At 63.8% G+C, this 24673-nt stretch carries 24 protein-coding genes and 1 pseudogene; 11 read left to right on the forward strand and 14 right to left on the reverse strand.

Features of this window, described 5'->3' with window-relative positions:
* Positions 1–56: 56 nt before the first annotated feature.
* The 4 genes from lnt to FHW75_RS03635 are packed head-to-tail and all read right to left on the reverse strand — an operon-like array spanning position 57 to position 3912.
* Positions 57–1574, reverse strand: a complete 1518-nt coding sequence (lnt, locus tag FHW75_RS03620) for an apolipoprotein N-acyltransferase (RefSeq protein ID WP_183673136.1) — start codon at positions 1572–1574, stop codon at positions 57–59.
* 8 nt (positions 1575–1582) lie between these two features.
* On the reverse strand, positions 1583–2422 hold the full coding sequence (locus FHW75_RS03625; protein WP_016712172.1) for an HlyC/CorC family transporter: 840 nt from the start codon (positions 2420–2422) through the stop codon (positions 1583–1585).
* A gap of 25 nt (positions 2423–2447) precedes the next feature.
* Positions 2448–2921: an rRNA maturation RNase YbeY gene (ybeY, locus tag FHW75_RS03630; RefSeq protein ID WP_019098014.1), complete on the reverse strand. Its 474-nt coding sequence runs from the start codon at positions 2919–2921 to the stop codon at positions 2448–2450.
* On the reverse strand, positions 2914–3912 hold the full coding sequence (locus tag FHW75_RS03635) for a PhoH family protein (protein ID WP_016712170.1): 999 nt from the start codon (positions 3910–3912) through the stop codon (positions 2914–2916). The genes ybeY and FHW75_RS03635 overlap by 8 nt, the downstream gene beginning before the upstream one ends.
* Before the next feature lie 175 nt (positions 3913–4087).
* On the opposite strand from FHW75_RS03635, the gene FHW75_RS03640 reads away from it, so the two are divergent.
* A complete protein-coding gene (locus FHW75_RS03640) occupies positions 4088–4414 on the forward strand; it encodes a DUF1820 family protein (protein ID WP_016712169.1) in 327 nt (108 codons plus the stop codon).
* Positions 4415–4417: 3 nt separating this feature from the next.
* On the opposite strand, the gene FHW75_RS03645 is transcribed toward FHW75_RS03640, so the two are convergent.
* The 4 genes from FHW75_RS03645 to FHW75_RS03660 form a co-directional block, all read right to left on the reverse strand.
* The gene (locus FHW75_RS03645) at positions 4418–4963 is read right to left on the reverse strand and encodes a tetratricopeptide repeat protein (protein WP_016712168.1); all 546 of its coding nucleotides are present in this window, start codon (positions 4961–4963) and stop codon (positions 4418–4420) included.
* A gap of 256 nt (positions 4964–5219) precedes the next feature.
* Positions 5220–6503: a glutamate-1-semialdehyde 2,1-aminomutase gene (gene hemL, locus FHW75_RS03650; RefSeq protein ID WP_019098013.1), complete on the reverse strand. Its 1284-nt coding sequence runs from the start codon at positions 6501–6503 to the stop codon at positions 5220–5222.
* A gap of 16 nt (positions 6504–6519) precedes the next feature.
* Positions 6520–7143, reverse strand: coding sequence for a thiamine phosphate synthase (thiE, locus tag FHW75_RS03655; protein WP_016712165.1), 624 nt, complete (start codon positions 7141–7143; stop codon positions 6520–6522).
* Between the two features lie 13 nt (positions 7144–7156).
* Positions 7157–7954, reverse strand: coding sequence for a hydroxymethylpyrimidine/phosphomethylpyrimidine kinase (locus FHW75_RS03660; RefSeq protein ID WP_019098012.1), 798 nt, complete (start codon positions 7952–7954; stop codon positions 7157–7159).
* Positions 7955–8219: 265 nt separating this feature from the next.
* On the opposite strand from FHW75_RS03660, the gene FHW75_RS03665 reads away from it, so the two are divergent.
* The 4 genes from FHW75_RS03665 (at position 8220) to FHW75_RS03680 (ending at position 14293) form a co-directional block, all read left to right on the forward strand.
* The gene (locus tag FHW75_RS03665) at positions 8220–10208 is read left to right on the forward strand and encodes a hybrid sensor histidine kinase/response regulator (RefSeq protein WP_027610066.1); all 1989 of its coding nucleotides are present in this window, start codon (positions 8220–8222) and stop codon (positions 10206–10208) included.
* Positions 10209–10362: 154 nt separating this feature from the next.
* Positions 10363–12015 (forward strand): acyl-CoA dehydrogenase family protein, encoded by a 1653-nt coding sequence (locus FHW75_RS03670; protein WP_089229909.1) that lies wholly within the window; start codon positions 10363–10365, stop codon positions 12013–12015.
* A 175-nt stretch (positions 12016–12190) separates the two neighbouring features.
* Positions 12191–13654 (forward strand): AMP nucleosidase, encoded by a 1464-nt coding sequence (amn, locus tag FHW75_RS03675; RefSeq protein WP_016712161.1) that lies wholly within the window; start codon positions 12191–12193, stop codon positions 13652–13654.
* A gap of 6 nt (positions 13655–13660) precedes the next feature.
* Entirely contained in the window at positions 13661–14293 is a 633-nt protein-coding gene (locus tag FHW75_RS03680) for a pseudouridine synthase (RefSeq protein WP_019098010.1), read from the forward strand.
* Between the two features lie 12 nt (positions 14294–14305).
* On the opposite strand, the gene FHW75_RS03685 is transcribed toward FHW75_RS03680, so the two are convergent.
* A complete protein-coding gene (locus tag FHW75_RS03685; protein WP_003249787.1) occupies positions 14306–14509 on the reverse strand; it encodes a DUF2788 domain-containing protein in 204 nt (67 codons plus the stop codon).
* Between the two features lie 54 nt (positions 14510–14563).
* Complete coding sequence (locus FHW75_RS03690) at positions 14564–15040, reverse strand: Lrp/AsnC family transcriptional regulator (protein WP_016712159.1); 477 nt, start codon at positions 15038–15040, stop codon at positions 14564–14566.
* A gap of 396 nt (positions 15041–15436) precedes the next feature.
* On the opposite strand from FHW75_RS03690, the gene FHW75_RS03695 reads away from it, so the two are divergent.
* Complete coding sequence (locus tag FHW75_RS03695) at positions 15437–16267, forward strand: DUF6515 family protein (protein ID WP_019098009.1); 831 nt, start codon at positions 15437–15439, stop codon at positions 16265–16267.
* 3 nt (positions 16268–16270) lie between these two features.
* Here the strand turns inward: FHW75_RS03695 and FHW75_RS03700 are convergent, their stop codons facing one another.
* Entirely contained in the window at positions 16271–17140 is an 870-nt protein-coding gene (locus FHW75_RS03700) for a cation diffusion facilitator family transporter (RefSeq protein ID WP_025754314.1), read from the reverse strand.
* A 24-nt stretch (positions 17141–17164) separates the two neighbouring features.
* Positions 17165–17584 (reverse strand): hypothetical protein, encoded by a 420-nt coding sequence (locus FHW75_RS03705; protein ID WP_019097005.1) that lies wholly within the window; start codon positions 17582–17584, stop codon positions 17165–17167.
* Positions 17585–17701: 117 nt separating this feature from the next.
* Here FHW75_RS03705 and hrpB point away from each other — a divergent pair.
* Positions 17702–20229, forward strand: a pseudogene (hrpB, locus tag FHW75_RS03710) (ATP-dependent helicase HrpB).
* An 18-nt stretch (positions 20230–20247) separates the two neighbouring features.
* Here the strand turns inward: hrpB and FHW75_RS03715 are convergent.
* Positions 20248–20739, reverse strand: a complete 492-nt coding sequence (locus FHW75_RS03715) for a hypothetical protein (RefSeq protein ID WP_019097500.1) — start codon at positions 20737–20739, stop codon at positions 20248–20250.
* Positions 20740–20823: 84 nt separating this feature from the next.
* Positions 20824–21480: a YciC family protein gene (locus FHW75_RS03720; RefSeq protein ID WP_016712138.1), complete on the reverse strand. Its 657-nt coding sequence runs from the start codon at positions 21478–21480 to the stop codon at positions 20824–20826.
* Between the two features lie 167 nt (positions 21481–21647).
* On the opposite strand from FHW75_RS03720, the gene FHW75_RS03725 reads away from it, so the two are divergent.
* The 4 genes from FHW75_RS03725 to yedA all read left to right on the forward strand — a co-directional run bounded on the left by FHW75_RS03725 (position 21648) and on the right by yedA (position 24624).
* The gene (locus tag FHW75_RS03725) at positions 21648–22406 is read left to right on the forward strand and encodes a DUF2076 domain-containing protein (protein WP_027614889.1); all 759 of its coding nucleotides are present in this window, start codon (positions 21648–21650) and stop codon (positions 22404–22406) included.
* A 65-nt stretch (positions 22407–22471) separates the two neighbouring features.
* The gene (locus FHW75_RS03730; protein ID WP_020371263.1) at positions 22472–22963 is read left to right on the forward strand and encodes an NYN domain-containing protein; all 492 of its coding nucleotides are present in this window, start codon (positions 22472–22474) and stop codon (positions 22961–22963) included.
* A gap of 9 nt (positions 22964–22972) precedes the next feature.
* A complete protein-coding gene (locus FHW75_RS03735) occupies positions 22973–23578 on the forward strand; it encodes a PolC-type DNA polymerase III (RefSeq protein ID WP_019097498.1) in 606 nt (201 codons plus the stop codon).
* 125 nt (positions 23579–23703) lie between these two features.
* Positions 23704–24624 carry a drug/metabolite exporter YedA gene (gene yedA, locus FHW75_RS03740; protein WP_016712134.1) on the forward strand — a complete coding sequence of 307 codons (921 nt, stop codon included), beginning with the start codon at positions 23704–23706 and terminating at the stop codon, positions 24622–24624.
* The last annotated feature ends 49 nt before the right edge of the window (positions 24625–24673 follow it).

Below are 24673 nucleotides of genomic sequence, written 5' to 3' on the forward strand. Positions count from 1 at the left end.
CTGCCTGTCCCGGCCTCTTCGCGGGCTTGCCCGCGAAGAGGCCGGGACAGGATAACTCAGACGGTTTTGGCGATGCGGCCTGCCAGCAATGCCCAGCCCAGCAGCAATGCGCAGACAATCGCCAACGGCCACGAACGCCATTGCAGGTAAGGCGTCAGTTGTTGCATTGGCACCACCTCACCATACAGCACCGCCTGCTGGAACTGCGGAATCTGCGTGGTAATACGGCCAAACGGGTCGATCAGCGCTGTCACGCCGTTGTTGGTGGCGCGGATCATCCAGCGGCCGGCTTCCAGTGCGCGCATCTGCGCCATCTGCAGGTGCTGCAACGGGCCGATCGAGGTGCCGAACCAGGTGTCGTTGCTGATGGTCAGCAGCAGGTCGCTGCGTGACGCCAGGCCAGCAGCAAACTCGGGGTAGACCACTTCGTAGCAGATGTAGGGCGCAATCTGATAACCCTTGGCCTGCAGCAGTGGCTGGTCTTCCGGCCCACGGGCGAAGTCCGACATGGGCAGGTTGAAGAACTCGATGGCGCCACGCAGCATGTCCTGCAACGGGACGTACTCGCCAAACGGCACCAGCTTCTGCTTGAGGTAGGTGCCGTCACCCTCACCGGTCACGGTGATGCCGTTGTAGTAGCGGCGCTGATGGTGCACCACTTCCCGCACTGGCACGCCGGTGATCAGCGCTGAATGCCGCTCGGCAGCAAAACGGCCCATTACGTCGATGTAGCCTTGGGCCTGGTCCTTGAGCACCGGCACCGCCGTTTCTGGCCATACCAGCAAATCCACGGGCTTTGAGCTGAAACTCAAGTCACGGTACAGCGCCAGTTGCGCGTCGATGTGCGCAGGGTCCCATTTCAGGTCTTGCTCGACGTTGCCCTGAATGGCCGCCACTTTCAACGGGTCACCTACCGGTTTGGTCCAGGCGTGGCCCTTGAGCGCCTGGCCCAGTGCCCATGGGGCCAACAACAGCAGGCAGCCCACGGCCAGGAACGAGGGGCGGGCACGTAGGCGGTGCAGGTTGCACAGCAGGGCAGCAGTGAGCGCCAGCGTGAAGGAAATCAGCCACACGCCGCCCAGCGGCGCCAGGCCGGCCAACGGGCCGTCCAGCTGGCTGTAGCCGGCGTAAAGCCAGGGGAAACCGGTCAGGAACCAGCCGCGAAAGGCCTCTTGCAGCAGCCACAGCGCCGCGAAGCACAGTGCATCGGCCAGCGGCGCTTCGTTGCGCCGTAGCCAGCGTGCCCACAGCCAGGTGGGCAAGGCAAAGAACCAGGCCAGCGCGGCGAAGAACGCCAGCAGCAGCAGAATCGCCAGCAGCGGCGAGGCACCGCCGTAGGTGTTCATGCTGACGTAAATCCACCAGGTGCCGGCGCCATACAGGCCAAAACCGAACCACCAGCCACGCCACATGGCCTGGCGCGGGCTGAGCTCGCGCAGGCCAAGGTAGAGCATGGCGATGGACAACACGGCCAGCGGCCAGATGTCGAACGGCGCCAGGGCCAGGAGTGTGGAGGCACCGGCCGCCAGGGCCAGCAGGTTACCGGGCCAGCCGGGGCGGGTGATCCAACGCATGTTTGTCCTTAACGGGTGATCGGGGTCAGGCGCAGCAAGTGTATCCGCCGGCTGTCGGCGTTGAGAATACGGAACTTGTAAGACCCGATCTCGGTAGTTTCGTTGCGCTTGGGCAGGTGGCCGAAGGCGCTCATCACCAGGCCGCCAACCGTGTCGAACTCGTCATCGGAGAACTCGCTGTCGAAGAACTCGTTGAAGTTGTCGATCGGGGTAAGCGCCTTCACCAGGAAGTCACCGCTGGGCAGTGGTTTGATGTAGCTGTCTTCCTCGACGTCGTGCTCGTCCTCGATGTCGCCAACGATCTGCTCCAGCACGTCCTCGATGGTCACCAGGCCCGCCACACCGCCGTATTCGTCGATGACGATGGCCATGTGGTTATGGTTGGCACGGAACTCGCGCAGCAACACGTTCAGGCGCTTGGACTCGGGCACGAAGGTGGCCGGGCGCAGCAGGTCCTTGATGTTGAAGCTGTCGCCGTTTTCCTTGAGGATCAGCGGCAGCAGGTCTTTGGCGAGCAGGATCCCGAGTACGTCGTCATGGCTTTCGCCGATCACCGGGTAGCGCGAGTGCGCGGCGTCGATCACCGCCGGCAGGAATTCGCGCGGCGACTGGCTGGCCTTGATGCTGATCATCTGCGAACGCGGGACCATGATGTCGCGAACCTGCAGGTCGGCGACCTGGATGGCGCCTTCGACGATGGTCAGTGCTTCGCTGTCCAGCAGCTTGTTCTGGTGGGCTTCGCGCAGCAGCTCAAGCAGCTCCTGGCGGTTTTTCGGCTCATGGGCAAAAGCCTGGGTCAGTTTACCCAGCCAGGACTTCTGCCCGTTGCTCGATCGATCTTCGCTCATGGCGGTTCTCGTGATCCTTCGTGTATCAGTGTGTGATTGAGTCGGTTTCATCGTCGGCATACGGGTCGGGGTGACCCAGTTCTGCCAGCAATTCTCGTTCCAGGCCTTCCATTTCCTCGGCTTCCTCATCTTCGATGTGGTCGTAGCCGAGCAGGTGCAGGCAACCGTGGATGACCAGGTGTGCCCAGTGCGCTTCGAGCGATTTGCCCTGTTCGGCCGCTTCGCGCTCGACCACCGCCACGCAGATGACCAGGTCGCCCAGCAGCGGGATATCGAGCAGGTCGTCAGGCACGTCGGCCGGGAACGACAGCACGTTGGTCGCGTAGTCCTTGTGCCGGTAGGTGTGGTTCAGCTCGCGGCCTTCGGCTTCGTCGACCAGGCGAATGGTCATTTCCGAGTCGGCACTGCGCTGGCGCAGGGCCAGTTCGCACCAGCGGCGGAAGGCGGCGTCATCCGGGGCGGCAGCGTCCGTGGCCCGTTGAATATCAAGTTCAAGCATCTTTGCCGGGCGCCTCGGGCTTGGCCTGGCGGGCTTCGAAGCGGTCGTAGGCTTCGACAATGCGCTGCACCAGTGGGTGACGAACCACATCTTTGGGTTGGAAGTGGGTAAAGCTGATACCTGGAACGTCTTTCAGCACCTCGATGACGTGTGCCAGGCCCGATTTGGTGCCGCGCGGCAGGTCGACCTGGGTGATGTCGCCGGTGATCACCGCCGTGGAGCCGAAGCCGATGCGGGTGAGGAACATCTTCATCTGTTCCAGCGTGGTGTTCTGGCTTTCGTCGAGGATGATGAAGCTGTTGTTCAGGGTGCGGCCACGCATGTAGGCCAGCGGGGCGATCTCGATCACCTGGCGCTCGATCAGCTTGGCCACGTGTTCGAAGCCAAGCATTTCGTACAGCGCGTCGTACAGCGGGCGCAGGTACGGGTCGATCTTTTGCGCCAGGTCGCCGGGCAGGAAGCCGAGCTTTTCGCCCGCCTCGACCGCCGGGCGTACCAGCAGGATACGGCGTACCTGTTCACGCTCGAGCGCGTCCACGGCGCAGGCCACGGCCAGGTAGGTCTTGCCGGTACCGGCCGGGCCGATGCCGAAGTTGATGTCGTTGGCCAGGATTTCCTTCACGTAGCGCTGCTGGTTGAGCCCGCGCGGGCGAATGTTGCCTTTGCGCGTACGCAGCGACACGCTGACCTCGTTGACGGCCGGGTTGTCGATGTTCTCGACGGCCGACTCCTGCAGGTACAGGTGTACGGTTTCCGGCGACAGGTCGGTGGCCTTGGTCTCGCGGTAGAGACGGCGCAACAACTGTTCGGCAGCGGAAGTGGTCTTGGGTTCGCCGATCAGTTCGAACTGATTGCCGCGGTTGCGGATTTCGATGGCCAGGCGCTGTTCGATCAGGCGCAGGTGCTCGTCGAACTGGCCGCACAGGTTGGCGAAACGGTGGGCCTCGAAGGGCTCGAGGATGAAACGATGGGGTTCTATGGGTGCGTTCAAGGTCGTTTTTAGCCGCTCGACGGCAATGGATGTGAACTCAAGAATAACCCTTGAATGGCAGTGGCGAAAGCACTGAAACGTTCAACGGTATGAAGGGCCGGTACAGCCGACCAGATCAGCAAACCTGTCTGCTATGATGGCCGCCTTTTCTTACGCATGTGTTATCCCGCCGAACATGAGCAAACGCGAACCTGCCATCTATAAAGTGATCTTCCTCAACCAGGGGCAGGTCTTCGAGATGTATGCCAAGCAGATCTACCAGAGCGACCTGTGGGGCTTTCTGGAAATCGAGGAGTTCGTGTTCGGCGAGCGCTCGCAACTGGTGGTGGACCCGAGCGAGGAAAAGCTCAAGAGCCAGTTCGAAGGGGTAGTCCGCAGTTTTGTGCCGATGCACTCGATCGTGCGCATCGATGAGGTGGAGCGTCTGGGCACGGCCAAGATCAGCGAAGCCAAGGGCGGCGGCAATGTCATGCCGTTCCCGATGCCGATGCCGGAAAGGTAAGCCTCAGGGGAGCGGCGAGAACGGCGTACGCCCTTCGGCGTTCTGCAGTTCCAGCAGGTACTTGCGGAAGATCTGGCCGAGCACTTGAGTGGCGTGCTCAAGCTCGTCGCGGGGCATTTGCTCGGTCACTTCGTCGGCCATGTCCAGTGCATCTTCTGCGCCGTTGACGGCGGCCATCTTCAGCAGGATGTAGGCCTGCACGTTGTTGGCCTTGACCCCTTCGCCATGGAAGAACATGGCCCCCAGGCGGTACTGCGCGTCAGCGTGGCCTTGCAGCGAAGCCTTCTGGAACCAGTCCAGGGCTTTGTCGAGGTTTTTCGGCGTTTGCGTGTAGAAGTACTCGCCCAGTTCGAACTGCGCCTGGGCATCCCCTGCGGTTGCCGTCTGCTCGCAGGCCTTGAGGGCGTTTGCCAGGTCTTCAGGCTGAACGTTCAAGGTGCAGCGGCCCGTCGCTGGAATGAGCAACGAGTTACCGCCCTCCGCCAGGGCCAGCAGGGGCTGAAGAAGCAACAGGCAGCCCAGGGTCAGGGCGCGGCCGGTGCGGTTCATGGGGATCGACTTACCTCTGCAAAGCTGCGGCCAAGGTCTCTGGTGGCACATTATGGGATAAGCAGCGCCAACCTTACAAAGTTTTACTCGAATTTCTGCTTGGTTGGGGAAGTCAGCTGATTGTGCATGAATATTTCTTGCCTCCACCGGCCTCTTCGCGGGTAATCCGCTCCTACAATGACCGCGCCACCCGTGAAAGCGACGCAGCCCCTGTAGGAGCGGGTTTACCCGCGAAGAGGCCGGTACAGGCTGACCGTTACTTCAGGGCTGCAAAGGCCTTTTCAGCCGCATCGAGGGTGATCTGCAACTCTTTGTCGCCATGGGCGATGGAGGTGAAGCCTGCCTCGAATGCGCTTGGTGCCAGGTACACGCCACCGTCCAGCATCAAATGGAAGAAGCGCTTGAAGCGCTCGGCATCGCTGGCCATCACGTCTTCGAAGGTGACGATGTCGTCGGCACCGCTGAAGTACAGGCCGAACATGGCACCGGCCTGGGTGGTGACGAACGGTATGCCAGCGGCATCGGCGCGCTGTTGCAGGCCGTCGAGCATGCGGCTGGTGTAGTCGGTCAGCTCGGCGTGGAAGCCCGGACGGCTGATCAGCTTCAGCGTGGTCAGGCCGGCGGCCATGGCCAGCGGGTTGCCCGACAGGGTGCCGGCCTGGTAGACCGGGCCGAGCGGGGCGATGCAGCCCATGATTTCACGCTTGCCACCGAAGCAGCCGACCGGCATGCCGCCACCGACGATCTTGCCGAAGGTGGACAGGTCCGGCTTGATGCCGTAGTGGCCCTGGGCGCCGCCCAGGGAAACGCGGAAGCCGGTCATCACTTCGTCGAAGATCAGTACCACGCCGTGCTTGTCGCACTGCTCGCGCAGGCCTTCGAGGAAGCCCGGTGCCGGCGGTACGCAGTTCATGTTGCCGGCCACCGGCTCGACGATGATGCAGGCCACGGTCTGGCCGACGTCGGCCAGGGTCTTCTCGACGGCGGCGATGTCGTTGAACGGCAGGGTCAGGGTGTGCTTGGCGAAGTCAGCCGGTACACCCGCCGAGCTTGGCACGCCCTGGGTCAGCAGGCCGGAACCGGCTTTTACCAGCAGGCTGTCGGAGTGGCCGTGGTAGCAGCCTTCGAACTTGATGATGGCATCACGGCCGGTGTAGCCACGGGCCAGGCGGATGGCGCTCATGGTGGCTTCGGTGCCCGAGCTGACCATGCGCACCATTTCCATGGACGGCACCAGCGAGCAGACCAGGTCGGCCATGTCGGTTTCCATGGCGGTCGGTGCGCCATAGGACAGGCCGTGCTCCAGCTGCTTGCGTACCGACTCCAGCACGTCCGGATGGCCGTGGCCGAGGATCATCGGGCCCCAGGAACCGACATAGTCGACGTAGCGCTTGTCGTCCTCGTCAACAACGTAGGCGCCTTCGGCATGCTTGAAGAACAGCGGCGTGCCGCCCACGCTTTTGAAAGCGCGCACTGGCGAGTTGACGCCACCGGGGATGTGCTTCTGGGCTTTGGCGAACAGGTCTTCGGAACGGGACATGAAAGTTCTCTCGAAATCAGGATGCGAACAAGGCGTTGAAGGCGCGGGCGCGGCGGGTAACTTCCTGCGCGCTGTCGGCACCGAACAGGCCGTGGATCACCGCCAGCAGGTCGGCGCCGTGGGCGACCAGCGGGGCGGCGTTGTCGAGGGTGATGCCGCCGATCACCGCGATCGGCAGTTTCACCTGGGCGCGTGCCTGCTCCAGCAGTTGGACGTTGGCAGCGGGCGCACCCGGCTTGGTGACGGAATTGAAGAAGCGGCCGAAGGCCACGTAGCTGGCCCCTTCGCTGGCGGCCTGGGCGGCGAGGTCGAGGCTGGCGTGGCAGGTTGAGCCGATGATCGCCTGGCGGCCAAGCAGGGCACGGGCCGGGGTCAGCGGGCCATCGGTCTGCCCCAGGTGCACGCCGACGCCCAGGCGTGCGGCCAGTTCGGCGTCGTCGTTGATGAGCAGTTGGGTGCCGTAGCGCTCGCAGAGCTTCATCAGCCCTTCGGCTTCGCGCAGGCGGCGCGCTGCGTCGTCGCTTTTGTCGCGGTACTGCAGCAGGCACACGCCGCCTTCCAGTGCCGCCTCGACATGGGACAGGAAACGGCCGGCGAGCAGCTGGCTGTCGGTGATGGCGTACAGACCGCGTAGCTTCATGGAAGGCCTCGTATCAGGAGCAGAAGTCCAGGGGCAGGCGGCGCGGCACGTACTGGCCTTTGCCCAGCTGTTCGGCGTCACGCAGGGTGCGCCAGGTGTAGTCCAGTGCGCTGCGTACGGCGCTTACCAGTTGCTCGCCGAGGGCCAGGCGGCCGGCCAGGGCGCTGGCCAGGGTGCAGCCCGAGCCGTGATAGCTGCCCGGCAGGCGCTGGCAGGTCCAGGTGTGGTGCTTGCCGTCCTGGGTGTACAGGCGGTTGTGGATTTCGTCTTCGTCGCCGTGACCGCCGGTAATCAGCAGGTGTCTACAGAACGGCAAGAGTTTCTCGGCACACTCGTCGGCGGTGCCCTCGGGCAGTTCGGCGAGGATGCGCGCCTCAGGCAGGTTTGGCGTGGCGATGGTCGCCAGCGGCAGCAGGCGTTCGCGCAGGGCATAGCCCACTTCGTCCTTGCCCAGGCGGCCACCGCCACCGGCACGCAGCACCGGATCGCACACCAGCGGCAGGTGCGGATGGGCAGCTAGCAGCTCGGCCACGGTGTCGACCATCTCGATCGAGCCGAGCATGCCCAGCTTGACGGCGGCCACGGTGGAGTCGGCCAGCACGGCATTGGCCTGGGCCAGTACCCACTCGCGGTCGAGCACGCGGAAGTCGGAAACGTTGACGGTATCCTGCACGGTCAGGGCGGTCACGGCGGGCGCGGCGTGACAGCCTTGGGCGATCAGGGCTTCGATATCTGCCTGCAAGCCGGCGCCGCCACTTGGGTCGTGGCCGGAGAGACAGAGGACAACGGGGCGGGAGCTGTAGGTATTCATGGTCGGCGAGCTTACCACCAAACCTGTTTGGGCGGATCGTCCGACAAACGAGTTTTGTTGATCGTTCGGTCAGAATTGTTTGTTGAATTTTTCTGAAAGTATTGATTTAGAGCCTTTTCTTTGATTTTTGATATGGCCGATTGCCAGGTTGCGAAGCTATGCTAGAGTGCTCGGATAACTCGATAAACGGGTTCTGCAGGATCACGTCGTCTCAAACGGATGGGAGGCAACCGCGACGCGACCGAGCAGGCCATGCTGGGGCTGTATGCGCTATTTGCTGATTGTGCTTCTGGGCTTGCTGCCCGTGCTGGCTGGAGCGGTCGATTTCGACAGCGCTACGCAGCACCTTCCATTGGGCAAGGCCATGCAGGTGTATGAAGACCTTGATGGCAGTGCCAGCATCGCCCAGGTCAGTGCCCCCGGGTTTGCCAAACATTTCCGCCCCCACGATAAAGACGTGCTGAATGCCGGTTATTCCACCTCGGTGTTCTGGCTCAAGGTCGAGCTGCGCCCGGTTGCCGCGCCCGGCGCTGCCCCTCGGCAGTGGCTACTTGAGCTGGCTTACCCGCCGCTGGACCACCTGGAGCTGTACTTGCCTGATAGCGGCGGTGTCTACCGCCTGGCGCAGCGCACCGGCGATGCCTTGCCCTACGACAGCCGGCAGATCCGGCAGAACAACTACCTGTTCGAGCTGCAGTTGCCGCCAGGCGAGGTGACTACTGCCTACCTGCGCCTGCACAGCCAGGGCTCGGTGCAGGCACCGCTGGCGCTGTGGTCCCCTGAAGCCTATATGGAAGAGCAGCCCACGCGCCTGTATGTGCTGGGGATGATCTACGGCGTGTTGTTGGTGATGCTGGTGTACAACCTGTTCATCTACCTCAGCGTGCGGGACGTCAGCTACCTCTATTACATCCTTTACATTGCCTCGTTCGGTTTCTATCAGGTGTCGGTGAACGGTGCGGGTGTCGCTTATTTCTGGCCGGACAGCCCCTGGTGGGCGAATGCCTCGACACCACTGTTCATCGGTGCGGCAGGCTTGTTCGGTTGCCAGTTTGCCCGGCATTTCCTGCAATTGGGCAACATCAGCCGCGGCTTTGACCGTTTGCTGCAACTGCTGATGCTGGGTGGCGCGCTGGTCATGGTAATGGCGGTGAGCGTGCCCTATGGCATTGCCCTGCGCATGGCCACGCTGCTGGCCTTGCTGTTTACCGTGAGCATCTTCAGTGCGGGGCTGTACGCCTGGTGGCGGGGCTTGCGCGTGGCGCGTTGGTTCATCATCGCCTGGACGGCCTTCCTGCTCGGTGGCCTGGTCAACACCCTGATGGTGCTGGGCTACCTGCCGAACCTGTTCATCACCATGTATGCCAGCCAGCTGGGTTCGGCGCTGGAGGTGGCACTGCTGTCGCTGGCGCTGGCCGACCGCATCAACAGCCTGCGCGAGCAGCAGGCGCAAACCTTGCGCGAATCCGGACGCACGCTGGAGCAGTTGAACCTGCAACTGGCCAGAAGCAACCGGTTGAAGGATGAGTTTCTGGCCAGTGTGACCCACGAACTGCGCACCCCGATGAATGGTGTGATCGGCTCGCTGGAACTGATGCACACCCTGCCGATGGAGGCCGAGATGGCCCAGTATCACCGCACGGCGGTGGGGTCTGCGCAGGGGATGATGGACATGGTCGATGCCATTCTCACCTTGTCTGAATTGCAGGCCGGTCGCCTGCGTGCGCAGCCGGCGCCGTTCAGCCTGCGCACACTGCTGCAGGGTTTGCGCGCCGGTTATGCCGGGCAGGCCTTGGGCAAAGGCTTGTACCTGAGCCTGGATATCCCGGCTGACCTGCCGGATGCGCTGGAGGGCGATGGAGAGAAATTGGCCCGCTGCCTTGGCTGTCTGGTGGAGAACGGGTTGAAGTTCACCCACCAGGGCGGGGTGATGATCCAGGTGCGCGGGCGCCGGGTAGGGCCGGGGGATCTGGCGTTGACCTTTACGGTCAGTGACAGCGGGATTGGTTTTGACGACCTTGAGCAGTCGACCCTGTACCAGCGGTTCTTCCAGGTGGATGGGTCGATGACCCGGCGCTATGGCGGGTTGGGGATTGGCTTGTCGATCTGCCGACAGATGGGGGAATTGCTCGGCGCGCGGTTGGCGCATGAGTCGACGCGCGGGCTGGGGAGCCGGTTCGAGTTGAGCTTGAACATGGCGATTTCGCAGGTGCAGGTGAGCCCGAGCATGCTGCAGGCGCGGCGTTCGCTTTGAAGGTGTGGGATTGGGGCAGGGCGGACACCTGTCAGCCCTGACACATCCTCAAACCATGCTCCCACCCCACGTTTAGTCATTAATGCCCCTTTGACTCCCCCGCAACCAGTGCTTCACTGGGTCTCTCAAGCCTACCCGGATCCAGGAGCCCCCGATGAACCTGCACCAGTACGCTGAAACCCACGAAGTCACCAACCAGCCTCCGCCCCTCGACGGCGCCAACCTCTACCGCCTCGACCTGCCGCTGCAGGACTGGTCCCGGCGTTTTGGCGCAGGCTGGGCCGAGTCGCGGATCGACGCCTATGGTGCCTTGGCTGGCGGCCCGCTGATGCAGGCCGGTTTCCTGGCCAACGCACACAAACCCGAATTCGTCAGCCACGACCGCTATGGTCATCGCATCGACCTGGTCGAGTTTCACCCCGCCTACCACGAGCTGATGCGCACCGCCGTCGAACACGGCCTGCCTTCTTTGCCCTGGGCCGAGGCCCGTGCTGGCGCCCATGTGGCGCGGGCTTCCATGACCTACCTGCACAGCCAGGCCGAGGCCGGGACCGGCTGCCCGCTGACCATGACCTTCGCCGCCGTGCCGGCGTTGCGCCTGCAACCCGAGCTGGCCGAGTACTGGCTGCCGAAAATCCTGGCCTGCGAATATGACCCTCGCAACATCGGCGACCGGCACAAGGCCGGGGTTACCCTGGGCATGGCCATGACCGAGAAGCAGGGCGGCACCGATGTGCGCGCCAATACCACGCGGGCCTATCCGGTGGGCGCTCCCGGCCCGGGCCAGGCCTACGAGCTGGTGGGGCACAAGTGGTTCTGCTCGGCGCCCATGTGTGATGCCTTCCTGACTTTGGCCCAGACCGAAAAAGGCCTGAGCTGCTTCCTGCTGCCGCGTCATCGCCCGGACGACAACCGCAATCAGTTCTACATCCAGCGGCTGAAGAACAAGCTCGGCAACAGCTCCAATGCCTCCAGCGAGGTGGAGTTCCGGGGGGCGCTGGCATGGATGATTGGCGAGGAAGGGCGGGGCGTGCCGACCATCATCGAGATGGTGGCCATGACCCGCTTCGACTGCATGGTCGGCTCCAGCGCCTTGATGCGCCAGGCGCTGACTCAGGCGGCTCACCACTGCGCGCACCGCAAGGTCGGTGGCCGGGTGTTGAACGAACAACCGCTGATGCAGAACGTGCTGGCCGACCTGGCGCTGGAAAGCGAGGCCGCGCTGGCCCTGAGCCTGCGCATGGGGCAGGCGCTGGAGCAGCTCGACGACCCGCAGCAGGCGCATTTCGCACGGCTGGTCACGGCCGTGGGCAAGTACTGGATCTGCAAGCGAGCGCCGGCCATGATCAACGAGGCAGCCGAATGCCTGGGCGGTGCGGGTTATGTGGAGGACAGCATCCTGCCGCGGCTGTACCGCGAAGCACCGGTCAACTCGACCTGGGAAGGCTCGGGCAATGTGCAATGCCTGGATGTGTTGCGGGCGTTGTCCAAGGAGCCGGGTGTGCTGGACGCGTTGTTCGCCGAACTGGGCGACGGGCATGGCGACCCACGGTTGGCCGCGCACATCGGTAACCTCAAAGGGGCGTTTGCCGACACGGGCGACATGCAGTACCGGGCGCGGCAGTTGACTGAGGACATTGCCCTGGCGTTGCAGGCCAAGCTGTTGCTGGAGGCGGGGAATGCGGTGGTGAGTGATGCGTTTATCGGAAGCCGGCTGACAGGTGGTGGCCGGGTGTATGGCGCATTGCCGCGGGGCGTGGATGTGGAGGCGTTGGTGGCCAGAGCAACACCAGTCTGGGAGGGCTGAGTTGGCTTCTTCGCGGGCGCGCCCGCTCCCATAGATACCGTGCTGATCTCAGGGTTGCGCATATCCTGTGGGGGTGGGTGTGCCCGCGAAGAAGCCAACACCGATCAATGGGGATGTTTTTACCCAAGAAGGCAGGCAAGATGGTCCACATGCATGTCCAGACAGGAAGCACAGTGTGAGCCACGCTTTTGTAGTCGTTGATACTCCCGAACAGGCCGTCGACCGTCTGGCGGCCTTGCATGAACAGGCCACCGGGGCCCTGAGCCAGGCCCTCAAGCGTTACCTGAAGGACCGTACCGAGCCGGGCGCCGATGAGCGGGACCTGTTCCGCTACCCGGCACTGCGCCTGACCTACCACAGCCACGGCGAAGTGGCCGCCACCACGCGGGCCTATGCCAAGGTCCAGGTGGCCGGCACCTACAGCGTTACCGTCACCCAGCCAGCCGCGTTCCGTAGCTACCTGCTGGAGCAATTGCGCCCATTGATGCACGACTACACCGTCACGGTAGAGGTCGGCGTCAGCGAACAGAACATCCCTTACCCCTACGTGGTCGACCAGGGCGACGAGCTGGCCGGCAGCGGTATTACCGCCGCGCAACTGGCGCGGGTGTTCCCCAGCACCGACCTTTCGGCCGCCACCGACAATATCGCCGATGGCCTGTACGACTGGGACCGTGCCGAAATTTTTCCGCTGGCACTGTTCGACGCCGCCCGCGTCGACTTCTCGCTGCGCCGCCTGGTGCACTACACCGGCAGCGACTGGCGCCATGTGCAGCCATGGATACTGCTGACCAACTATCACCGCTATGTCGACCAGTTCATCAGCCATGGCCTGGAGCAGCTGCGTGACGACCCGCGTTTCGTGCGCATGGTGCTCCCGGGCAATGTGGTGATCGAAAAGGGCATGGACCACGGTGAAACCCAGGCGCTGGTGGCCAGCGTGATCTGGCACCGCTACCAGATGCCGGCCTACCACCTGATCGCCGCCGACGGCGACGGCGTTACCTTGGTCAACATTGGTGTCGGCCCGTCCAACGCCAAGAACATCACCGACCACCTGGCCGTGCTGCGCCCGCACTGCTGGCTGATGATCGGCCACTGCGGCGGGCTGCGGCAATCGCAAACCATCGGCGACTATGTGCTGGCCCACGCCTACATGCGCCGTGACGGCATTCTCGACCGGGTGGTGCCGCCGAACATCCCGATTCCGGCCCTGGCCGAAGTGCAGCTGGCCTTGCAGGAGGCGGCTGCGCAGGTTACCGGCGAGCGTGGCGAACAGTTGAAGAAGCGCCTGCGCACCGGCACCGTGCTGACCTACGACGACCGCAACTGGGAGCTGCGCTGGGCTCAGGAACGCCCGCTCATCAACCTGTCGCGTGCCGTGGCGGTGGACATGGAAAGCGGTACCATCGCCGCCCAGGGTTACCGCCTGCGTGTGCCGTACGGCACCTTGCTGTGTGTGTCCGACAAGCCGCTGCACAGCGAGATCAAGCTGCCGGGCTCGGCCAACGCCTTCTACAACCGGGCGGTGAGCCAGCATCTGAAGATCGGCATTGCCGCCCTCGACCTGCTGCGCACCGAGCTCAACTCGCTGCACTCGCGTAAACTGCGCAGCTTCGATGAGCCGCCGTTCCGCTGAGGATCCATGTCACTGCCACCCCGTAACAAGCCGCGCCGTCCCCAGGCGCGGCCTGCCGCCGGCCCACGTCGCCAGCCGAAGGCGCCACCGGCCGAGCCGCGCCTGATCCTGTTCAACAAACCGTTCGACGTGCTGACCCAGTTCAGCGACGGCGACGGGCGGGCGACGCTCAAGGACTTCATCGACATCCCGGGTGTGTACCCGGCAGGGCGGCTGGACCGCGACAGTGAAGGCTTGCTGTTGCTCACCAACGATGGCGGGCTGCAGGCGCGCATTGCCGACCCCAAGCACAAGCTGGCCAAAACGTACTGGGTGCAGGTGGAGGGGGAACCGAGCGACGAGCAGTTGCAGCGCTTGCGTAATGGCGTGGAGCTGAACGATGGGCCTACCTTGCCCGCCGAGGCACGGCGGCTGGACGAACCCGAGCTGTGGCCGCGCAACCCGCCGGTACGGTTTCGCAAGAGCGTGCCAACCAGCTGGCTGGAGCTGGTGATACGCGAAGGGCGTAACCGCCAGGTGCGGCGGATGACGGCGGCGGTGGGGCTGCCGACCTTGCGTCTGGTGCGGGTACGGATCGGGGATTGGGCGCTGGATGGGTTGGAGCAGGGCTGCTGGCGCGACGTCCCCGCCAGGCTTTAGGCCCTGAAGGTTCTACACGCCTTCCAGAAACCCCACCACCACGCTCTTGATGATAAAGGCCAACACCCCCAGCCCCAACACGAAGAACAGGATCAACGTACCGAACTTTCCGGCCTTGGACTTTTTCGCCAGGTCCCAGACGATGAAACCCATGAAACCGATCAACACGGTGACCAGGATGATCATCATCCATTCTTCGAATACGGCGGGATCCATCGGTGTTCTCCAGGCAGTCTGAGCAGCCGATCATACGCCGGCTGCCATGGGCAATTAACGCAGGTGGGTCAATGGCATCTCGGTACTGGCCAGCACCTGGTTGAGCACGAAACTCGAACGCACGCTGGTGACGCCTTCGATACGCGTCAGGCTGCCTAGAAGCAGTTTCTGGTAGTGGTCCATGTCGGGTACCACCACCTTAAGCTGATAGTCGGCATCCATGCCGGTGACCAGGCTGCATTCGAGCACCTGTGGCAGGTTGCGGATGGCTGCCTCGAAGGTTTCGAAGCGCTCCGGGGTGTGGCGGTCCATGCCGATCAGCACGTAGGCGGTCAGGCTCAGGCCCAGCTTTTTGCGGTCGAGCAGGGCCACCTGGCGCGAGATGTAGCCGTCGTCCTCCAGTTGCTTGACCCGACGCGAGCATGGCGAAGGCGACAGGCCGATGCGTTCGGCCAGCTCCTGGTTGGAAATGCGCGCATCGCGCTGCAGTTCGGCGAGGATGCTCAGGTCGTAACGGTCAAGTTTGCTCATGGCATTTGCCCTTTTCTGTTCGTATTGCGGCGAATTATCAATCCAGGGTGAAAAATTGCGCAAGTGCTATTTATCCGAGCAATCTTCGCAATCCTCTGCCGCAACCTGTCCGGTATCTTTATCACCAGAATCACTGCCCGGACATCAGTCCACGGCGACGCGCCCTAGGCGGGCGGTCGCGGCCAGCCATCCAACAGGATCTGCAGGCCCCCGGGCTACACACCCTCCAGAAGACGGTGTGAGGTGAGCCGGCGCCACAAGTGCCGAGCACGGACGACAATTCCTGAAGGGAGGCCCTGCGGCCTCCCTTTTTTCATGTCTGGAAATTTAATTGGCCTGTGTGACGGGCGCGGTAGACTGGCTGTGGTTGCTGTATTTTCTACCGAGAGGAATACCATGAAGTCGCGCATCTGGCAGTTGGCAGGTGTTGGTTTGCTGGGTTTGAGCATCAGCCTCGGGGTACTGGCCGAGGGGCCGGGCGAGGGGCATGGCGAACGCGGCCAGCAGGTGCAAGGCGAGGGCGGGCCAGGCCGCTCGCTCAACTCGCGCGATGAAGTGCGCCAGACCCAGCCGCCGCGCCAGGGTTATTACCAGGACATTCCCCATCGCCATGGCGACGACCACCACTGGCAAGCCGGTGGCCCACGGCCCGGCGGTGACTGGCAGGGGCGCCCGGATGGCCATGGCAATGGCTGGGGGCCTGGGCCGCAGTATCGCCCGGGCCACACCATTGATCATTTGCCCGACCGTTACTGGAAGGTGCCCTACCGTGGCGCGGATTACTTCTATTCTGGTGGCTACTGGTACCGCCCACACGGTGGCAGTTACATCGTGGTGGCCCCGCCCTACGGCGTACGGGTCAGTTACCTGCCTTCCTATGCGCGTGAGGTCTGGCTGGGAGGGGCGCTGTTCTTCCTGGTGGCCGATACCTATTACCAGTACCTGGCGGACAGCCAGGAGTACGTGGTGGTCAACCCGCCGGTCGGCGTACCGGCGCCCGTGCCGGTGGCACCGGCAAACGGCGGCTATGACGTGGTGGCTTACCCGATGTATGGGCAGGGGCAACAGCAGCAGGACCAGGACCGCTACCAGTGCCATCGCTGGGCGGTGAGCCAGTCTGGCTTCGACCCCGCGACGGCGACGTATGCGCCACCTGCCAATGTGCTGGACAACTACCGGCGGGCGCTGGGGGCTTGCTTCAGTGGGCGAGGCTACAGCATCAACTGATCGCTATACCGGGTCTGCGTGCACCATCACATCCGCCTGTGGATAACGCTGGCGGATTACCTTTGATGCCTCAACGCACAACCCGTGCGCCTCATGCAGCGGCAGCTGCCCCGGCAGCTCCAGGTGCAACTGCACGAACCACTGGTTGCCCGATACCCGCGTGCGCAAGTCGTGCACGCCTTTCACGCCGGGAATGGCCAGTACCAGTGCGGCCATGCCTTCACCAACATCGCCGGGCAGTTCCTTGTCCATCAGGATCGCCGTACTTTCGCGGGCAATCTGCAGCGCGCTCCAGAGGATGTAGCAGGCTATGCCAAGGCCGAACAGCGCATCCAGTTGCGGCCAGCCAAAACGCGCCAGCAACAGGGCCAACAGGATGCTGCCGTTCAGCAGCAGGTCCGAGCGGTAGTGCAGGGAGTCGGCCCGCACGGCGGTGGAGCCGGTCAGGCGAATGACCTTGCGCTGCAATGCCAGCAGGGCAAGGGTCAGCACCAGTGACAGCAGCATCACGGCAATGCCGATACCGGTATCGCCCAAGGGTTGCGGTGTATGCAGGCGTTCGGCTGCCTGCACGCCGATCAGCACCGCACTGACGGCGATGAACAGCGCCTGCGCCATGCCTGCCAGCGCTTCGGCTTTGCCGTGGCCAAAGCGGTGGTCGTCGTCGGCCGGTCGCAGGGCGTAATGCACCGCCAGCAAGTTGAGAAACGAGGCAACGGCATCCAGTGCCGAGTCGGTCAGCCCGGCCAGCAAGCTCACCGAGCCGCTCAGCCACCAGGCCAGCGCCTTGCTCAGTACAAGGATGCTGGCCACCGTCAGTGATGCGCGGGTGGCCAGGCGTAGCAGGCGCTGGTGTTCAGCCGGGGTGATCATCCGTGGTCAATGTCCGTGGGGGTTTCAGGCTGCCGGCACCAGGCCAAGGCTGGCCAGTTGCTCGACGCTGCCGCGGTGCTGGATCAGCCTCGGGTCGTTCAGCGGCAGGCGTTGGCCCAGCTCGCTTTCAAGAATGGCCTGCAGCTTCAGGTTGTCGACCTTGCCGTCGGGGCTGACGGCTTCTTGCAGTTTGGTCGGGTCGACCTGGGCGGTGCGGCCACCCGGGTAGTAGATGGCGCCCGTGGCGAAGTCGATGCCGAAGGCGATCAGGCCCGGGATCACGTAGAACAGGATGCCAATGGCGTCCATTGCGGCAACCACAGGGTCGATCTTGCCGCCGATCTGGCCGCGCCGGTCTGGATAGAAAATGGTGCCGCAGGCCGTCAGTTGGGTCAGCAGGGTGGCGATGAGGGCGCCACCGATGACGCGGGTCGAGATGCGCATGTAAATCTCCGAGAAGGTATTCAGCAGGGCAAGCGAAGCGCCTGCGCCTGAAGCTTAAGACCATGATAGAGCAGGCTGGGTTCGCCGTTATACTCGCGAGACTGTTCGAGGACCACCATGATTTCATTACCGATCGATGCCGTCTTGCCCGCCTTGCGCCAAGCCCTGGAAAAACGTGACGAAGCGGTGCTTGAAGCACCACCAGGCGCCGGCAAGACCACCCGCGTGCCGCTGGCGCTGCTGAACGAGCCGTGGCTGGCCGGGCAGACCATTCTCATGCTGGAACCCCGGCGTCTGGCCGCGCGGGCGGCTGCCGAGCGGCTGGCCAGCGAACTGGGCGAGCAGGTGGGCCAGACCGTGGGCTACCGCATTCGCCTGGACAGCAAGGTCGGGCCGAACACCCGCATCGAAGTGGTAACCGAAGGTATCCTCACTCGCCGCCTGCAGGCCGACCCGGCGCTGGAAGGCGTAGGCTTGCTGATCTTCGATGAGTTTCATGAGCGTAGCCTGGATGCCGACCTTGCCCTTGCGCTGAGTCTTAATGGCCGCGAACTGCTGCGTGATGACCGCCGCTGAAAATGCTGCTGATGTCTGCCACCCTGGAGGGCGAGCGGCTGTCGCGGCTGCTGGACGATGCCCCGGTGGTTCGCAGTGAAGGGCGCATGCATCCGGTGGACATCCGCTGGGGGCGGCCGTTTCAGCCGGGCGAATTCATCGAGCCACGGGTGGTGGACAGCGTGTTGCAGGCGCTGGCCGACCAGGCTGGCAGCGTGCTGGTATTCCTGCCCGGCCAGGCGGAGATCCGCCGGGTGCACCAAAGCCTTCAGGAGGCGCTGGGTGAGCGCCCCGAGATCCTGTTGTGCCCGCTGCACGGCGAACTCGACCTCAATGCCCAGCGTGCCGCCATCGACCCTCCGCCCCAGGGCCTGCGCAAGGTGGTGCTGGCCACGAACATCGCCGAAACCAGCCTGACCATCGACGGCGTGCGGGTGGTGATCGATGCCGGCCTGGCCCGCGTGCCGCGCTTCGACCCCGGGAGCGGCATGACCCGCCTGGACACCCAGCGCATTTCCCGCGCCAGTGCCACCCAGCGCGCCGGGCGTGCCGGCCGCCTGGAGCCTGGTGTCTGCTACCGCCTGTGGTCCGAGGCCCAGCATGACCAGCTGGCCGCCTATGGCAGTGCCGAGATCCTTCAGGCCGACCTGGCCGGCCTGGCCCTGCAACTGGCGCGCTGGGGCGTTACCCCCGAGCAGTTGTGCTGGCTCGACCAGCCGCCGCCTGCTGCATTCGCCCAGGCCCAGGACCTGCTGGCGCGGCTCAATGCCTTCAAGCCCGGCAGCCGTGACAGCCTCAGCGAACATGGCCAGGCCATGGCCGAACTGCCAGCTCATCCACGCATCGCGCATTTGTTGCTACGGGGCCAGAACCTGGGCCTGGCACAGATGGCGTGCGATGTGGCTGCGTTGCTGGGGGAGCGGGATATCCAGCGGGGCGGTGGCGCCGACTTGCACAGCCGGCTGGCGCTGGTGAGCGGCGAGAGCAAGGCTGCGCGTAGTGGCCAGGGCGGCGTGCAGCGTGCCCGCCAGCTGGCTCGCCAGTACCGCGGCCTGCTGCGTGGCAAGCCTGGGGCTGCGGTCGCCGACCCCGAACACCCGCGTTGGCTGGGCGCGCTGCTGGCGCTGGCCTACCCCGACCGTGTCGCCCAGCAGCGCCGCGAGGGCGGTGCGGAGTACCGGCTGGCCAACGGCCGTGCAGCGCTGTTCGCCGAGGTCGATGCATTGATGAAGTGCCCATGGTTGGTGATCGCCGACCTGGGGAGCCGCCAAGGGCAGCGCGAAGAGCGGATCTACCTCGCCGCCGAGTTCGATCCAGCCTTGCTCGACGGTGTGCTGGCCGAGCAGGTCGAGCGGGTCGATATCCTGGATTGGGACGAGCGTGAGCAGGTGTTGCGCGCAGAGCGTCAGGTCAAGGTTGGTGAACTGGTGCTCAGCCGTGAGCCGCTGCCGGGGCTGGATGATGACGCCAGGGCAAGGGCGCTGCTTGGCCTGGTCCGGCGTAAAGGCCTGAATCTGCTGACCTGGACCCCGGAGTTGCGCCAGTGGCAGGCACGGGTGGCACTGCTGCGTCAGCTCGACGTGGAAAAGACGGGCAACAGCGAGTGGCCCGACCTGGGGGACGAGGCGTTGCTCGCCAGCCTGGAAGACTGGCTGCAGCCTTATCTGGGCAAGGTATCGCGCCTTAGCCACTTCGCCGCACTGGACCTGCCGTCGATGCTGCGTAACCTGTTGCCCTGGCCGCTGCCACAGCGGCTGGAAGAACAGGCACCTGCGCACCTGGCCGTGCCTTCCGGCTCCCACATTCGGCTGGACTACAGTGAAAACCCGCCGATTCTCGCCGTGCGCCTGCAAGAGCTGTTCGGCCTTGCCGATACCCCACGCATTGCCAATGGCCGCCAGCAGGTCAAGCTGCACCTGCTGTCACCGGCCCGCCGCCCGGTGCAGGTGACCCAGGACTTGGCCAATTTCTGGCGTACGACTTATGCCGAGGTGAAGAAGGACCTGAAAGGGCGCTATCCAAAGCATTATTGGCCAGATGACCCGCTGGTGGCCGAGGCCACCGCGCGGGCCAAGCCTCGCGGAACCTGAAGGCCTGGTTGACTGCGGTCAGCCAATCGGTTTGAGAAGGAACGTAAGTACCACACCTTGCTCGACGTTCAGCAGCGCCACAAGGTCTCCGTTGATGTGGGGATCATCCATGATGCCCCCCACCCGGTAGCCTCGATGGTCGCGCAGATGGCAAACCAGGCCTTCCTCGGTCAATTGCAGCGGTTCGATTTTCCAGTCGTCGGTGACTTGGGCAAACCAGTAGAAACCCAGGTAGCCATTGAGGCTTACACCCAGCTTTTTGGCCTCTGGGCGCCCTGGAATGCTGATGTGGTAGTGCAGGCGGTTTTCGCTGCCTGACTGGTAATGAAAGTCCATCGTCGGCGAGTCCTGTTTGCCGCCGGCCTGCAACCAGTCATCCTCAGGGGTGACGCCCCAACTGAACTTGTCGGTGCTGCGGCTCAGGCGCAGCGGGATGTTGCCTTTGGCGCCGCGCACGTACAGCTTGCCGCGAAACGATCTGGCAAACCCGGTTTGAATGGCTTCGTTCATGGTGTGCTCCACGATTGGCATTGAGGGGGCACCCTAATGCCAAGTGCGCAGACCACAGCAGATCGAAGGCCTTCCCGTGTTGGTTCAAGTGCTGGCTTCGCTCTCCAGCAGCATGAACAGGCGGTACAACACCACCGTGCTGAACAGCTGCAGGAAGCCGCTGAGGCTGTCCATGGCCAGCTCCATGCCGGGCGATGGCTCGGGGAAGGCCATCAGCAGCAGCCCGTCGATCAGCCAGATCGGTGCCAGCACGGCCACCACGCAGATCATGATGCGCATGAAGTGCCCGGTGGTCATGGCTGCGCTTTCGCGCATCGCCTGCACCACGGGGCGGCCGCGCAGTACCAGCAGGTACTCGGCGAACACCAGGTTGATCATGATCCACACGCCCGGGAAGATGAACAGCGCCAGGCCCGCCATGATCAGCAGTGAGCTGATGAGGATCAGCAGGGCCAGCTGCGGCCACAGTTGCAGGGCGCGGGCGAACAGGTCGCGCTTGGCGATGTCCTGGCCGTTGCTGCGGGTGTGCAGGTAAAGGATCAGCGCGGCGCTGTACAGTGGGTAGAACAGCAGGCTGACCAGCATGCCGTAGGCCGGTGATGCCTGGTCGCCCAGCTGCCGGTACAGCAGTTGGGTGAGCAGGGCTTCCAGCACCACCAGCGGCAGGCACAGCTGGAGGATGTTCGGCAGGTGGCGGCGGAAGAAGTACAGGGAGTCGCGCAGAACGCTCAGCGGATTCATCAGTCAACATCGCATGGCAGTTAAAACAGGGGCCTAACTTTAGCCCAAAGCGGGCTTGCGGCTGTCACTTGCTGAAAAAAGTTTCACCGCAGCGGTGATTGAATCCCGCGCCTGTACGCCCCATCTTTGACGCTGTCCGTTGTCCCGCTACCCCACGAGGTCGCCCCATGAACACTGAAGAACAAACCCTGATCGACGGCCTGTTCGGCCGCATCAAGCAAGCCGAAGACCCGAGCCAGCCGCGTGACGCGCAGGCCCAGGCGTGTATCGAGCAACACCTGCGCCAGCAGCCGGCGGCGCCTTACTACATGGCCCAGGCCATCCTGGTGCAGGAGGCGGCAATCAAGCGCCTCGACGAGCAGAACAAGCAACTGGAGGCCGAGTTGCAGCAGGCCCGGTCTCAGGCCCAGGCCGCACAAGCCGCCACCAGTGCGCCAAGCAATGGCGGTGGTGGTTTCCTGTCCAGCATCTTTGGTTCGGGTGGGCGTAACGCGGCCCCGGCTGTGCAGCCTCAGCGCCCTTCCGCGCCGCCTGTAGCGTCCGGTGGTGGCTGGCGCGAGCCGTCGGCACCTGGCTTCTCCCAGCCGCAAGCGCAACAGCCCGGCTTTGGCGCGGGGCCAGCGCGCAGTGGTGCCAGCAGCTTCTTGGGCGGCGCCATGCAGACAGCAGCAGGTGTAGCCGGTGGTGTGTTGCTGGCGCAGGGCATCAGCAGCCTGTTCAACCACAACTCGCAGCCGCAAGAGGTGGTCGAGGTGATCAAGGAAGAGCCGACACCGGCCAGTGACAGCGGCGGCTGGAACGACCAGGGCGGGCAGCAGCAAGTGGCTGACAACGGTGGTTGGGGCAATGACCAAGGCGGTTATGCCGACACCGATTACGGCAGCGATGATGGCGGGTTCTTCTCGGACGACGATTCGTACGTCTGACAGGTCTGGCATACTGCTGGCATTTCTGGGGGCTGCTTTGCAGCCCTCTGTATTCCAGGCCGACCATGAGGTTCAAGGTGAAAAAGATCGCGCTGTTCGCCGATGTGCAGAACCTCTACTACACCGTGCGCCAGGCCCATGGCTGCCATTTCAACTACACCGAATTGTGGGCCGACGTCAGCCGTGAAGGCCAGATCGTCGAAGCCGTGGCCTATGCCATCGACCGTGGCGACAGCAAGCAACAGCAGTTCCAGCAGATCTTGCGCAACCTCGGTTTCGATGTGCGCCTCAAACCCTTCATCCAGCGCAGCGACGGCTCGGCCAAAGGTGACTGGGATGTGGGTATCACCCTGGATGTAATCGATGCAGCCAGCCGGGTCGACCAGGTGGTGCTGGCCTCTGGTGATGGCGATTTCGACTTGCTGCTGGAGCGGGTGATCCAGCGCCATGGCACCGAGGCCGTGGTATATGGCGTGCCGGGGCTCACCGCCTTGTCGCTGATCCGTGCCGCCACCCGTTATGTGCCCATCGAGGGTAAGCTATTGCTCAAACATTGAGGCCCTTGCATGGAACGTATTGCTGTCATCGACTTTGAAACCACCGGTATCACCCCCAGCGCAGGTTGCCGTGCCACCGAAGTGGCGGTGGTGATGCTGGAGGACGGGCGCATCGTCGAGCGCTACCAGAGCCTGATGAACGCGGGCGTGCCGGTACCGGCCTTCGTTGCCGGGTTGACCGGGATCACCACTGCCATGCTGCGCAGCGCGCCGCCGGTGGACAAGGTAATGAATGAAGTGGCCGAGTTTGTCGGCGACACCCCGTTGCTGGCACACAATGCGGCGTTCGACCAGAAGTTCTGGGATTACGAACTGAGCCGCATCGGTCGTAGCCGCCGCCAGTCGTTCGCCTGCTCCCTGCTGTTGTCGCGGCGCCTGCTGCCAATGGCGCCGAACCACAAGCTGGGCACCCTGACCCGCTGGGCCGGGCTGCCGGACACCGGTACCGCGCACCGGGCCATGGCCGATGCCGAGATGGCGGCCAACCTGTTGCAACACCTGGCCGGTGAACTGCGTCAGGCCCATGGTATCCAGCAACTTTCACACGAGTTCCTGTGCCGCTTGCAGAAAGTGCCCGCCGCGAAGATTCGCGAAACCTTGGCCAAATCCCGTTAAGGCTTCCCCCCACCCAAACCGAACGCACCAAAAGTGTGCCGCTCATTTGCGCCGGTTCTGTAACGTATCTTCACTCAGGCAGGCCGTTAAACTGAGTCACCCGTAAACGGATTTCGAGTTTTCCCATGCCTGCCGCCCGTCGTTTCCCACTGTTGCTCATTGGTGCTTTCCTGGCCTTGTACCTGGTCTGGGGGTCTACCTACCTGTTCATTCGCATCGGCGTGGAGAGCTGGCCGCCGATGCTCATGGCCGGCGTGCGCTTCCTGATTGCCGGGGGCCTGCTGTACGGTTTCTTGCGCTGGCGTGGCGTGCCGGCACCGACTTGGCCGCAATGGCGGGCAGCGGGAGCGATCGGCTTTTTGCTGCTCAGTTGTGGCAACGGCGGTGTGACCGTGGCCGAACACGCTGGGGTGGCGTCGGGTGTGGCGGCGCTGGCAGTGGCGACAGTGCCGTTGTTCACTTTGCTGTTTGGCCTGCTGTTCGGGCACCGTAATTCGAAGCTGGAGTGGGCGGGCATCGCTTTGGGGCTGGTGGGCATCGGCATGCTGAACATGGGGTCCAACTTGCAGGCGAGCCCGATTGGTGCGGCGCTGATCATTTTCGCGGCGGCGTCGTGGGCATTCGGCTCGGTGTGGAGCAAGACCTTGCCGTTGCCTCAGGGGCCGATGGCCAGTGCTGCGGAAATGCTGGTGGGTGGTGCGGTGCTGTTGCTGGGCAGCGTGCTGTCGGGCGAGCGCATGACGCAGATGCCGACTGCCGCTGGCTGGGGAGCGCTGGCCTACCTGGTGTTCTTCGGCTCGATCCTGGCGTTCAGTGCCTACATGTATCTGCTCAAGCATGTGCGCCCGGCTGCCGCCACCAGCTATGCCTACGTCAACCCGGCAGTGGCTGTGCTGCTGGGCATTGTCTTTGCCGGTGAACAGATTGGTGCCGAAGAGTGCGTGGCCATGGCAGTGATCATCGGTGCAGTGGTGCTGATCGGCCTGCCACAGTGGCGCAAGGCGCCCCAGCCCCCTCAGCCGTTGAAAGGCGAAATCTGCAAGTAGGCAGGGGCGATGCGGTAAACTTGCCGCCTTCGCTGAACCCCCTGACGGT

The organism is Pseudomonas sp. OG7 (assembly GCF_014192825.1).
GTDB lineage: Bacteria > Pseudomonadota > Gammaproteobacteria > Pseudomonadales > Pseudomonadaceae > Aquipseudomonas > Aquipseudomonas monteilii.